Annotated in this window: 13 protein-coding genes; 4 read left to right on the top strand and 9 right to left on the bottom strand. The window is 46.0% G+C overall.

Annotation, left to right across the window (positions count from 1 at the left end):
* Positions 1 to 29: 29 nt before the first annotated feature.
* Positions 30 to 506, top strand: a complete 477-nt coding sequence (locus AEA42_RS02170) for a hypothetical protein (RefSeq protein WP_055646829.1) — start codon at positions 30 to 32, stop codon at positions 504 to 506.
* Between the two features lie 271 nt (positions 507 to 777).
* Positions 778 to 1326 (top strand): BON domain-containing protein, encoded by a 549-nt coding sequence (locus tag AEA42_RS02165; protein WP_037425750.1) that lies wholly within the window; start codon positions 778 to 780, stop codon positions 1324 to 1326.
* Between the two features lie 133 nt (positions 1327 to 1459).
* Here AEA42_RS02165 and AEA42_RS02160 read toward each other — a convergent pair whose 3' ends face one another.
* Together AEA42_RS02160 and AEA42_RS02155 are read right to left on the bottom strand one after the other, a co-directional pair.
* Positions 1460 to 1870, bottom strand: a complete 411-nt coding sequence (locus tag AEA42_RS02160) for a DUF3224 domain-containing protein (RefSeq protein WP_047536299.1) — start codon at positions 1868 to 1870, stop codon at positions 1460 to 1462.
* Positions 1871 to 1993: 123 nt separating this feature from the next.
* The gene (locus AEA42_RS02155; protein WP_055646828.1) at positions 1994 to 2803 is read right to left on the bottom strand and encodes a hypothetical protein; all 810 of its coding nucleotides are present in this window, start codon (positions 2801 to 2803) and stop codon (positions 1994 to 1996) included.
* A 262-nt stretch (positions 2804 to 3065) separates the two neighbouring features.
* Here AEA42_RS02155 and AEA42_RS02150 point away from each other — a divergent pair, with 262 nt between their 5' ends.
* The gene (locus tag AEA42_RS02150; RefSeq protein ID WP_055646827.1) at positions 3066 to 3308 is read left to right on the top strand and encodes a hypothetical protein; all 243 of its coding nucleotides are present in this window, start codon (positions 3066 to 3068) and stop codon (positions 3306 to 3308) included.
* On the opposite strand, the gene AEA42_RS02145 is transcribed toward AEA42_RS02150, so the two are convergent.
* The 3 genes from AEA42_RS02145 to AEA42_RS02135 all read right to left on the bottom strand — a co-directional run bounded on the left by AEA42_RS02145 (position 3305) and on the right by AEA42_RS02135 (position 5199).
* Positions 3305 to 3823: a YgjV family protein gene (locus AEA42_RS02145; protein ID WP_055646826.1), complete on the bottom strand. Its 519-nt coding sequence runs from the start codon at positions 3821 to 3823 to the stop codon at positions 3305 to 3307. The genes AEA42_RS02150 and AEA42_RS02145 overlap by 4 nt on opposite strands.
* A 136-nt stretch (positions 3824 to 3959) precedes the next feature.
* Entirely contained in the window at positions 3960 to 4568 is a 609-nt protein-coding gene (locus AEA42_RS02140; protein WP_055646839.1) for a Crp/Fnr family transcriptional regulator, read from the bottom strand.
* 4 nt (positions 4569 to 4572) lie between these two features.
* Positions 4573 to 5199, bottom strand: a complete 627-nt coding sequence (locus AEA42_RS02135) for a fumarylacetoacetate hydrolase family protein (protein WP_055646825.1) — start codon at positions 5197 to 5199, stop codon at positions 4573 to 4575.
* 208 nt (positions 5200 to 5407) lie between these two features.
* On the opposite strand from AEA42_RS02135, the gene AEA42_RS02130 reads away from it, so the two are divergent.
* Positions 5408 to 7435, top strand: a complete 2028-nt coding sequence (locus tag AEA42_RS02130; protein ID WP_055646838.1) for a methyl-accepting chemotaxis protein — start codon at positions 5408 to 5410, stop codon at positions 7433 to 7435.
* 119 nt (positions 7436 to 7554) lie between these two features.
* On the opposite strand, the gene AEA42_RS02125 is transcribed toward AEA42_RS02130, so the two are convergent.
* The 4 genes from AEA42_RS02125 to AEA42_RS02110 form a co-directional block, all read right to left on the bottom strand.
* A complete protein-coding gene (locus AEA42_RS02125; protein WP_037416636.1) occupies positions 7555 to 8568 on the bottom strand; it encodes a succinylglutamate desuccinylase/aspartoacylase family protein in 1014 nt (337 codons plus the stop codon).
* A 69-nt stretch (positions 8569 to 8637) separates the two neighbouring features.
* On the bottom strand, positions 8638 to 9177 hold the full coding sequence (locus AEA42_RS02120) for a MarR family transcriptional regulator (RefSeq protein ID WP_055646824.1): 540 nt from the start codon (positions 9175 to 9177) through the stop codon (positions 8638 to 8640).
* 174 nt (positions 9178 to 9351) lie between these two features.
* Complete coding sequence (locus AEA42_RS02115; RefSeq protein ID WP_037416634.1) at positions 9352 to 9915, bottom strand: alkylphosphonate utilization protein; 564 nt, start codon at positions 9913 to 9915, stop codon at positions 9352 to 9354.
* 134 nt (positions 9916 to 10049) lie between these two features.
* Positions 10050 to 12263 carry a TonB-dependent receptor gene (locus AEA42_RS02110; protein ID WP_055646823.1) on the bottom strand — a complete coding sequence of 738 codons (2214 nt, stop codon included), beginning with the start codon at positions 12261 to 12263 and terminating at the stop codon, positions 10050 to 10052.
* Between the last annotated feature and the right edge of the window lie 130 nt (positions 12264 to 12393).

The following is a 12393-nucleotide window of genomic DNA, read 5'->3' as shown; positions in this document are numbered from 1 at the left end:
ATCTGCCCAAACTACCACAGGAGGTCGTTATGACGTCTAATGTTGCGCAACATCAGACCGAGCTGAGCGCCGATATTAAGCTGGTTAATGAGTTAATCGAGCTGACGCAAACCGGCGTGGATTTTTATACTCGGGCCAATAACACTGTCGATGACTACAGCCTAAAACGCATTTTTATTGCCCAAATCAAGACGTATCAAGGGATGCTGGCGCGATTTAAGCAATTGCTCACCCAATCATTACAACAAATGGGCCAGCACATAGGCCCGCACTCAGTGCCGCCGTCGCAGACTCGGCCCTATGCCGATGTCGATGCTTTACTTATTAAACAGCAACTCGCCGATGCCCTCACAGTGCTCTGCGAGCTTGAGCGTCAGCGCCTTAACCACCTCAAACAGTTAATTAAAAAAGCCAATCACCCAAGGTTAATCAGCCAATTGGCCGAGGATATTGCTTGGCTACAAATCTATTTGGATACCTTACACCTGCATAGCCAAGCCCTGTAAGGCAGCAATGCCAGCCAATAACGCGGCCAACTGAGCCGCGTTTTTGTTGCCTGCGATCTGGCGATTCTTAACGCCTATCTTGATTAAGCCCAATCGCTTTATCACCCTCGGTAATATTTACATTTTGTCGGTAAAAAGCACCGAGCTTGCTTTTTGATTTAACAGTCGAAACGAGCCGAAAACAAATATAATCAATTTAAAATCAATAAGATAAAAATATTGGCACGATTCACGCTTTAGTCCCTTCGAGATAACAACGGAGGATATCATTATGAAAAACACGACAACTTTAGCCTTAACCACCTTGCTTGTCGGTTCTATCAGCTTAAATGTGACCGCCGCACAGGATTGGAAAGACGATGCCAAAGATGCTTGGCTCGATGGCAAGGCCGAAACGACTTTGTTGCTTAATACTAACCTCAACTCCTTTGACATTATGACCGACGTGAAAAACGGCCATGTCACCTTAACCGGTAAAGTGGAAAGCAGTGTCGATAAGGCGCTCGCAGCGGAGCTGATCAAAAGCTTGGATGGGGTAAAAGGGGTTGAAAACAAATTAACCGTGATGAATGAAAACGAGAGCACCAGTGAGGTAGTGAAGACCTTAACCGACTCTAAGGTCGCAACTGTGGTGAAAACCCGCCTGTTGTTCTCGACCGACGTTTCGGGCACCCAAATTAATGTAGATGTTGCCGATGGCGTGGTGACCTTACAGGGTGAAGTGGCCAGCGATGCCGAGCGTCAATTAGCACTGACCATTGCCAAAAATACCGATGATGTGAAAAAAGTCGTCGATAAGATCAAAGTCAAAACCTCATAATGGTCCTGACATTCCGCCCTTGCTAATTCAACCCTTGATAACTCAGCTGTTGGTATTAGTCACTCGGGCAAAAACCACAAAACCAGCTTCGGCTGGTTTTGTTTTATCGGCGCGATGTTATGTTAATCATGCCTTAGGCTTCCTGTTCAAAGCAGAAGCTAAATTCATAAAAATGTTGACCGTTTTCAATGCTTATCGCCATAGTACCGTAGAGCCCTGTGAGTTCACCCGCGCCAGAATGGGGAACGACCTCAAGGTGTAAGCGGTTTTGCCCATCGGTCATAATGCCAAAATGTTGCAGCACAAAACTGCCCTGTCTGCCGCACAGTTTACCCACGACTTGTTCAATTGCCACATAACCCGCTGAGCCTTTTACCGCGGTCATAGCACTGAGCATTTCGCCTTGGCTGCGGGCCTCTAGCTCACCATAAAAGGTTTTATCTAAAGTCATTCTGCCCAAGTTCACACCGCCCACACCTGTGGCATAGGCATTCTCGGGATTGAGCTTAACATCAAATTTGCCTGTGACTTTGGTCATTTCCATAACACGCTCCTTGTTTTAATTTTATGCTTTATGCCAAAACCTTCGCTTTCCGGCCGCTAGATGAAATAAATACCTCAGCCGCAGCTGAGGTAAAATTAACTTAGCATAAGCCCCGCTCTAAACCTAATGCAGCGCTTTGATTTCTGATTCACTGACACCGATTTTAAGGGTTTTAATTACAGTTGGCGGTGTTGTCATGGGTTGTTCAGCCGCCCTCTCACGGTAAGTAACAGCTACTTTAAATGGGGATTCAAAGGGATAAACAGGTTCAATATTATCGACCTCAATACGATCGCCAATAAATACACTGCCTAAGTGCTGCACACGATTTTGGCCATAATCTAGGCTAAACAAGCCGAGATACCAGAACACACCTGAACCTTGGTTAGTCACAATAAAAGGCGCCACAAAGGGCATGGTTTGCTGCTGTGGATCATCCTGTAATGGCGCATCACTTTGGGTATCAGGCTCTAAAGCGGGGTCAAAATTAAGCGGAGTAACTCGTAAATAATCTAATAACACTCGGCCTTTAGCCTCGCCATCCTGATAATCCCCAATAGCAAACTCCGTTTGTTTAACGTTAATAAAGTGGGTTAACACTACGGCTTTGTGGCTGTCCGGTAAGCTCACTTCAAATTTATTAGCGGTATTTAAACTAAACAGCTTAAGCATCACTTCCGAGGCATTAGCAACGGGCTTGACTTCACTGGGTACCACAGATTCAAGCGCATCTTCACTGCTTAATAATATGGCTTCTTGGGCTTTTGCCTTAGCATCAGCCTGCGCCATGGCCTCATCGTATTGCAACACTTGGCCATCTTCCATGACCATGTAAATATCATCATTGGTCATGTTAAAGCGATAAACTCCCACGGCAAGAATACTCAGCACTAGGACTGTCGCCGCGATGGTGACTTTAACAAACATACTCATTTTCTCCCCCAATAGCCTAAGTGCTGTATCATTTGCGCTGATGGCAAAACCAGCCTTGCTGATAGCATCAAAAAATCGCTCTTTCTACAAGGCCAAAATCGCATATTTTTGCTTTAGTCAGCACAAGTTCAGCAAGTTAACCCATGCTGGCATATATATGATTCAGCCTTTTCATTAATGTTCGCAATCGGGCTATAATTCCTTGGCTTAAACGACACCAGCAGTCTTGAACAACGATCGAGTATTAAGGATTTAATTGCCAATGACCAATGCCTCTACTAGCCCATTTGCCGTGTTAAACCAAACCACGGCACACTCGTTTAATGAACAAAAAAACTTAATTAAGCGCGTCTTTAAGGGCAAACCAGTGCAATGTCCAAGCTGCAATCAAACCCTCAAAGTCATCTTGCCGGAGACAGCTAAAGCCGAACAGGCAGCAGGTATTTTCTGCCCCAAAGGCTGTACCGATATCGAGCTAGACATGGAGGCCGTAGCAGGTATCTAAGCCTTCCTTTTGGACGAGTGCAATTGTCCACGAAAATAATGGCGATAATATCCCACTAAATTGCTGCCAATAAACAACATTTCCATTAAGACCGCCACTGGCGAGCCTACTAAGATATTGTGGACTAACCAAAAACTGGTGCCGACTATCATCAGTAGCCGCAAGTCTTTATCACGTTGACAAAATGCCGCACGGGTTTGAAATAGTGTACCGATACAACTGATCACACTCACAAGCCCGCTGAAGGTCAAGCTACTCATCAGTACCGCTGCCCCGCTAAAACCCCACATGGCCTTTTTAGACGTAGTAAAAATACTGGTGAGATAACGCACTGTGGCAATCCCCATCAATCCCGCCGCAGTCCATTGTGCTAAAAAGCAAAAGTGGATTGAAATCAAGATCCCCGACATAAATAAGCAAGCGACAATGCGTTCGCGCGCTTTAAATTGAAACGATATCACGTCAAATACGATGGCAATGGCCACCAACAATTGCGACAGAGTAAAAGCATCCACAATAGGCTCCTTAAAAGTTCGGTATAGGCTTAGACGTCGCCCAACAACAAACGGATTTGCTTGGATTAGCAATCGCTAAGGAGCATGAAGGGAATCACTTTTAGGCGCATTAACTTAAGTTAATTGGCAGGCAATTTTACGGCGAATCTTGTAAACGTTTACGGATACGCGACAAGCTAATGGCGGTAATACCAATATAATTAGCCAGTTGGGCATGGGTTAAGCGCTCAACCCAGAGGGGAAAATATTCGAGTAAATGTAAGTAACGCTGCTCTGGCGTATTGAGGAGTAAAAAGGCTTCTTTTTGTTCTTTATACAATAACTGTTGTTTAAGTAGCGCAAGTTGTACCTGTTGCATAAATGGCTCATTTAGCACAGCAAGTGGTATTTGCACTAACCTGCAAGCACCGACGGTTTCTAACTGATAGGGCGCAACATCCTGCTTTAGCCAGCTGCTATATAAGAAACAAAGCTCTCCTTCGAAGTAAAACTCCTTACAGCGCTCACTCCCCTCTTGTGTATAGTGGCAAGCACGCACTATGCCATCCACCACAAAGTAGGCAAAGGTTTGGTGCTCGCCTTGGGGTAATAAGCACTCCCCGGGCTGACATGAAAGCGCCCTTGCTTGGGTGAGCAGCAGTGCTAAGTGATCAGGCTCCGCCCCTAAAGCGAGCAAATATTGCCAAAGGGGTTTGATTGCCTGCTCAGTTGCCGCCTGATGAGCCGATGCAGAGTGCGCTGTCATTGCATCACCGACTTTGCCATTCACATTCGACCAAGGGCACTTGGTGTGACGCATCCTTTAATCCTAAGGTCACCTTAAAGACGCGATTCGGTGGAATGATGCCGACGCCTTTTGGGGTGCCCGTCATCACAATGTCGCCATCTTCTAAACGAGTAAAGCGTTGCAACTCAGACAAAATGGTTTGCGGCGGATAGATCATTAAATCAATATAGCCTTGTTGGGTTAACACCCCATCAATACTTAAGCTAAATTGAAATTGCGCGCTCGGATCATCAATCGCAACAAAAGGGCTAAAAAGCGCTGCACCATCAAAGGCTTTGGCTTTTTCCCACGGTAATCCCTTGGCCTTAAGTTTGCTCTGTAGTTCCCGCTTAGTCAGATCCAGCCCCACGCCCACATGGCTAAAGCGCCCCTGCTGATACAAAAAACACAGCTCGGTTTCATAGTGCAGCGTCTCACCAAGATGCTGGGAATTTAATTGAGTACTGATGGCCGAATTAGGCTTAAAAAACACCACCATATCATCGGGGATTTCATTGCCAAGCTCATGGATATGGTCAACATAATTACGCCCAATACAAAGGATTTTGCTGGGAGCAATAGCCTTATTTTCTAACATCACCGTTTTCATTAACGCTCCTTTAAACATCAGCGGGACAACATAATTATCCAAGCCTTCTTCGTTAAGACTTTACTCTGACAACTCTCTGCTACACTTATTTTTATACCCCAATAAAAACAAGCAACTAAGTACTTGTACTACGGCGTATTCTTCCCTTGTCCACGCGATGTTATCGCCTTATTTGGCTGACATCATAGACGAAAAGGTCGATGACTCAATGTTAACACTCAGTATCAAGCAAAAAATGCTCTTAAGCTTCAGCGCAATTGGTATCCTGCTCTTAGCTGGCAATAGCTTCTTTTACTATTCGCTCTATCAAGTTCAAATCAGTTATAGCAATATCGAGACACTCGCCATACCAGTTCAGAAGCAAAGCAATAACTTACAACTTGTGCTCGTTAAAATGTCGCGCCTTGCAACTTTAGCCCATAGCCAAAATGACACCGCAGAGCTCATGCAAAGCCAAAAAGGATTCAATGCGCTAGAGCATAAATATCAAAGTATTGAAAACGAGCTGAAACAGATGGTTAGCGACCAACCCCAGATGCAAGCATCACTGAATGAAGCTCAAAAACGCTACCAAGCCTACCAGCAACAAAGCCAAGATATGTTTAGCGCTAAGCTCGCGAACGAACAAGCAAAACAACATTATCAAACACTTTTTAATCAGTTTATTGAGGCAAAAACGCAAGCAAGTAATGCAATGATCGATTTAGAAACGATCTCATTGCCCGATAATCCGGCACTTTTGGAGGAGATAATCGGAACAGGAACCCGCATTGACGATATGCTTTACACATTAACCAACACAATGTCAGAGCTAACGCATGCTCAGGATTCTCATTCTATAAACTCGCATAAACAGGATATAGCCCTATTGCTAGGGAATCTAAGTACTAACTTTACCTTTTTAAAACAACAAGCTTCGGGGATAAATACCCTAGGATTGCTGGAGATTTTTGAGCAACAAGCCACCATATTCAATCGGTTACTTTCAACCCCAGGCGAGCTATATCTGGCACAACAGCAAGTGGTTGATAATCACACTCAAGCAGAACAGCATTTTAAAAATACGGAACAAGAATTTAATGCCAATACCCTTGCGTTAGATAAATTATTAGCCCTAGCTGACAGACGTTTTAGTCTGTTGCAAAACATTGCAAATGACGATATTCAACGCGGTCAAACATTGGCCATTGTACTAGCGGCCATGTTTGTGTTTATGGTCAGTTCAATATCCTTCTTTACCCTAAGGGCCATGTTAGTACCACTCACCTTGGCAAATAGTGCTCTGGCAAACATTGCAAGGGGAGACTTATCCAAGAGAATACCTAAACGTCACAATGATGAATTTGGGGTACTTATTGATAATATGAATACTCTTTGTGATGATCTGGCTAAATTATTAACCCATATCAGCAATGACGCCCACTCTTTAGATAATTCAGCCACACAAACACATCAGCAAGGTCAAGACATCGCTAATGCAGCTACCGCACAAATTGAGCGCATCAATGGCACGAAAGCCTTAACAGAACAAATGTTTACCAGCTCTAACCTTGTTGCAGCACAAGCCAGTAGTTCGGCAACAGAAATCACCCAAGCATCGAAACATAGCCAACAAGCACAGCTTATTGCCGCCGATAATCAAGCCAAAATAGCGGAGTTAAGCACAAAGCTAAGTGATTCTGTCGCTATCATGTCGCGCCTTAGTGCACACAGCCACAATATTGGTGGGATTCTCACCACCATTAGTAGCATTGCAGAACAAACTAACCTACTCGCACTCAATGCCGCCATCGAAGCCGCAAGGGCTGGCGAACATGGTCGAGGTTTTGCGGTCGTTGCCGATGAAGTACGCTCATTAGCCTCAAGGACACAAGCCTCAACCGCCGAAATCCAACAGATGATCTTAGCGTTACAGCAGGAAACTACCACGGCCTCAACGGCCATAAGCTCAGGGCAAACACAAGCCAACGACTGTGTGGAGCAAAGTAAAACACTACACCATGCCATAGCACAGATTGAAGTCACACTCAGTGCCATTAATGAGATGAGTTTACAAATTACCCAAGCAGCCCACCAACAACTCGATTACAGCCGACATATTGAGTCCAGTATGGGGGAGGTCGCCTTCGCGGCAGATCAAAATGCCCATGAAGCAATGGATATGGCAAAACGCAGTGACCAAGTGACTCAGTTAGCCCACTCGCTCACCCGCTCTGTCGAACGCTTTACACTGTAGCAATAAGTGCATTGATACTTATATGGCTAAATGTATCAGAGCCGAGATAACCACATAAAAACAACAGCCATCAGTAAACTGATGGCTGCTTTTTTAGCAAACACTGGCAGAATAACAGCCTAAGCATATTCCATTAAAAACTCATCGAGTTGCTCGTTAGCAATTTCGATCTCATCGCCTTCGAACTGCGCAATATGGAACATGCCCTCGCCTTCATTCGTCACAGGAATATTACTGATCCCGATGATAATGCCATCGGTTGGCGCGCGGATCGCCACACTATCACCGCCATGCGGACTGACAATATGGGCAATAATATAGCCCTTATTAACCCGTTGACCGAGTTTGAGCTTCATATTGACTAAGCCATCGGACTCACTGCGGATCCAATAGCTGCGTATCGCACTGACACTCGCGATCTTGTTACTGACTCGCCCCTTAAGCATACCAAGGCTACGCATCACATTGAGCACGCCCTTAAGACCCGACTTAATTGCAAGCTCACTAAAGCGCAGCGCCTCGCCCGCCTCATACAAAATACAGGGAATGCCCTGCTGATTCGCATAGCCGCGCATCGACACGCTACGCGCCTTAGAGTGCATAATAAGCGGTGCGCCAAAGGCATTCGCCATGGCTAACATAGTTTCATCACCGGTATCGCAACGGATTTGCGGTAAGTTATCTCTATGGATAGCCCCCGTATGCAAATCAATCACATGGGTTGCATGGACTAATAACTGAGTAGCAAACAGGTTGGCTAACCGGCTTGCCAACGCCCCTTTACTGGAGCCAGGGAAGCAACGGTTGAGATCGCGCCTATCGGGTAAATAACGGGATTGTTGAATAAAACCAAACACATTGACTATGGGCACCACAATCAGGGTGCCGGCTAAATTTTTAGGGTTAACCCGTCCAAGTAACCGCCGACAGATCTCAATACCATTGAGCTCATCGCCATGGATAGCAGCACAGACCAAGAGTGTCGGCCCAGGTTTGAGGCCGTGAAAGACTTCGACATGAATATCGAGTTGGGTATCGGTATAAAGCTTGGCAGCGGGTAATTTAATCCCCATTTGCGTACCCGCAATGACTCGTTTGCCTTCAATCTCAAACGCTTCGCGTTTTTTAACCATGGTCACTCCCTGATCTGCATTGCGCTGTATGTGATAACTCTAGTATTAAGCCTTAACACGCCCAAGCTATTATTCGCCTTCAAACTGGGTTAACCAGTGTTTTAAAATTTGCTGCAATGCCACACGCTCAGCAGTCGGGACCCCCGATAATAGCGCGCTCTGACATTGGATATGTTTGGGGAGCGCAGCCTCAATCAGTGCTTTACCTGCCGAAGTGAGCGAAACATGCACGGCGCGGCGATCTTCCTTACAGTGCTCACGGGCAATCAAGCCTTTATTTTCCAGCCGGTCTAAACGGCTGGTCATAGCGCCTGAACTTAACATCATGCTTTGATACAGCTGCGAAGGCGATAAAGTATAAGGCTTACCTGAGCGTCTGAGTGTCGCGAGCACATCAAACTCCCCCTGACCTAAGCAAAATTCGCCGTGGCATAAGGCGATAGCGTTTTCCATATATTTGGTCAGCCTTGCGATGCGCCCTAACACCGCCATTGGGACTAAATCCTCTGTCACCCCTTCAGCCCGCCACTGGCCGAGGATTTTATCTAATCCATCTTCAACTGAAGCCGACATTTGCTTTGCGTCGAGTAGTTGCGAGTCGTTTGCCATAGGTTTATCTCTATATAAAGATTCTTCACATGCTAACCATTTTATCGCCTAATTTAATGATTTGTATATGTGGCTACTTTTAGTGGGTAGATAAGAGTAAATTCTGCATAAAAAAACCGCCCAATTTATACAAATTGGGCGGTTTTACGTTTAAGCAAGTTTAAGCGAAATGACTTAAGACTTTTTCACAAAACAGGTCAGGATCACAATGCGAGTACCATTCACACGGCCTTCGATATGCTCTGGATTGTTGGTCAACGAAATATTGCGAACCGCGGTGCCACGTTTTGCTACAAAGCTGGTGCCTTTAACGTTGAGATCTTTAATGATAACAACGGTATCGCCAGCGTTCAGTACCGCACCGTTGCTGTCTAAGGTCGGAGGTGTATCATCGCTCGCGGCAGCCGCTTCGGCATCGCCCCAAGCGCGTAAATCATCTTCAAGATACAACATATCGAGCAGATCCTGCGCCCAGCTTTCACCGCTTAAGCGTTTCAGCATGCGATATGACATCACTTGAACCGCAGGGACTTGGCTCCACATGCTGTCGTTCAGACAACGCCAGTGGTTCATGTCCATAGTATCCGGCGCTGCAATTTGGCTACTGCAATTTTCACAAATCATAATCTCGTTTTCATGACCATCGGAAGCCGGTAAGTCATAAATAGAGAGTTCGACGTCACTTGCGCAGAGTTCACATTTGCCGCCACAGCGAGTTAGCAATTCATTTTCAGTCATTTTTTCTGTCTACATGCGTAATAAAACGCGGATTATGCCATAAATTGGCTTTTCACGGCAGGGGGGAAGGCAAGATAACCCTATTTTTTATATGAGTTATCTATTTCTTCACCCTTGGAATTGCCATTTAATCCTTAAAATTCATAAGCTAAACTGAGTCTAATATCTCGCCCCGGCGCGGGGATGCCATCCGACAGAAACGGCGTCACCTGCTGATTTGTGAGATTTTTTGCCATTAAGCGCACGCTGAGCCCTTTCAGTGTTTCTTGAGGCTCGTAGGCTAAATATATATTTTGTAAGAAGTAATTCTCACTTGGGGATTCTGCATTAAAAATATCACCTTCAGGCACATTATCCTGTGCATCATACCAAGTCCCCTGCCAAGCGACTGAAATGTCATCGGTAATGTACATGCCCACACGCAGGCGAATATCCAGCGGCGCGATATTCGCAAGGTATTCATCCTCGCCTTGGCTGTCTCTGAGCGATCCCTGATGCTTGCCCTGTAACCAAGAAACGGCTAAGTCACTGAAGAAATCCTGATAACGGTATTGGGACTCGAGATCGGCGCCGTAGATCTCATAGCCGTCAAGATTGGTATAACCACTTTGAATCGCTTGATTTGGGTCGGACTTTGCACCGCGGCGCTGAGCAATATCGTCCCGTCCCAAGTTGGCAAAGAGGGTCACTTGGGTTGAAAGCGTATCTTGGGCGGCAAAAAGACTCGTTTGCTGCGTCATTAAGCCCAGTTTAAAGGCGTGCAGACGCTCCACATCGATATCTCGACTCGTGCCAGTAATGCTCGCCTTGGCGTATTGCACTGCATAGATTTCATCGACCACTGGCGCCTGTAAGCTGTAGGCGTAATCGAAATTCACTCGAGTATTCGCTGTTAACTGGTAGTCGATACCCAATCGCGGTGAAAAGCCCGAATGGTGAGTCGAACTGTAGTCGTGCCCTGCCTCGATATCGTTGTAATCGGGGGCAATGTTGGGGCGACCAATGCTGTAGATAAAGTCATATCGTAGCGAAGGAGTGATGGTCAGCTCATCCGTCACACTAATCGCATCGCGCAAATAGACTGCATAGGTATCCTGACGCCCTTCGGGCTGATAGTAAGGAGTGTACCAACCGTAGTTTTTCTCGGGATTTTTCTCATAACTTTTGTTAAAGACCATTGAATCCCTATCGAGACTGCGGAACTGCAATCCAGTGGTGATTTCATGATTACCAACAATACTTAAGTTGTTGATGTCAATGTAGTCACGTTTGTAATCCAACCAAGATTCATGGCCGAAGTTGCCGACGGAGACAGTCATCTTCTCCCACGCGATTGGCGGCCTGATCCAATGGCGCGCATTCGCCGAATGGGAAATCACAATTTGGGTATCAATTAAAGGATTACTCGGTGAATAGCGATAATTCGCCGACCAAGTATTGTCTTCATAGGTGTTGTCGGCCGTGGTGGCATAGAGCGCCAGTTCATAGGAGCCATATTTACGGATGTTATAATCAGAAATCGCGGGCATAGGACCGCGGCGATTGGCCCAAGGCTTTCGGCCTTCGTCGAGATAATGGGTCAGGCTCAACATGAGTTGATGGTCACCTTGCTCATAATCCAGTTTGCCAAGGTAATTATTTTGCTCATAACCTGAGTATTCAAATGCTTCACCATTGGCGAGCGTCACATCCCCCGCATCGCGGCGGGTGACATGCAATAAACCTGAAAGTTGTTGATTCGCTCGTCCATAAACCGTTCCCGTGTAGCTTTTGGCGTCGTTATTACTGGCGTAACTGGCTTTGACTCGGGCGCCAAGGTTTTGATTGTAATTTAAAAAATCATCAGCAGATTTAGTCACAACATACATGGAGCCGCCAAAGCCGCCGTTACCTGAGCGGACATCGTGGGCCCCTTTAATCACTTCGACTCGCTTGATTAAATCGGGATCTAAGAAGAACGACCCATAGCGATACTGCTCAAATCCCACGGGGGCGTTATCGACATAAATGTTGAAATCTTCGGTTTCGCCAAATCCCCATACATTAATGCGCTCGCCGCCACTGCGAGTACCACCATCAACATGGGCACCGGCCATATCATCGATAACTTCAGCAAATGTGGTCGCTTGCATCTCTTCAATTTGCTCCATCGAGATGATCGCCTCGCCCGGCTTAGTCATAGTGGTCGCTCGGCGGTATTGCTGGCCATGTACTTGTAATATCTCAATTGGCTCGACCTTAGGCGCTCCTAATACTTCCTTGGCATTGAGTGGCAACGCGGGCAATACGCTTAAGCCCAAACAGCCCATGATTGCTTTTGATATCGTGCTCTTAGGTTGATATCCCATCTCCCCATCCCCTGTTACATAGTGTAAAAAATAGGGCGGCATTATAGGCATCAACGTCAAAGATGAGAATAATTCTCACCTAGCTTTACATGTAAATCACAACCTGATGATAACTGCAGGGAAATACTCG

Source organism: Shewanella sp. Sh95 (assembly GCF_001308045.1).
Lineage (GTDB): Bacteria > Pseudomonadota > Gammaproteobacteria > Enterobacterales > Shewanellaceae > Shewanella > Shewanella xiamenensis.
The sequence above is the reverse complement of the archived record's forward strand: the minus strand, read 5'-3'. Positions and strand labels throughout refer to the sequence as shown.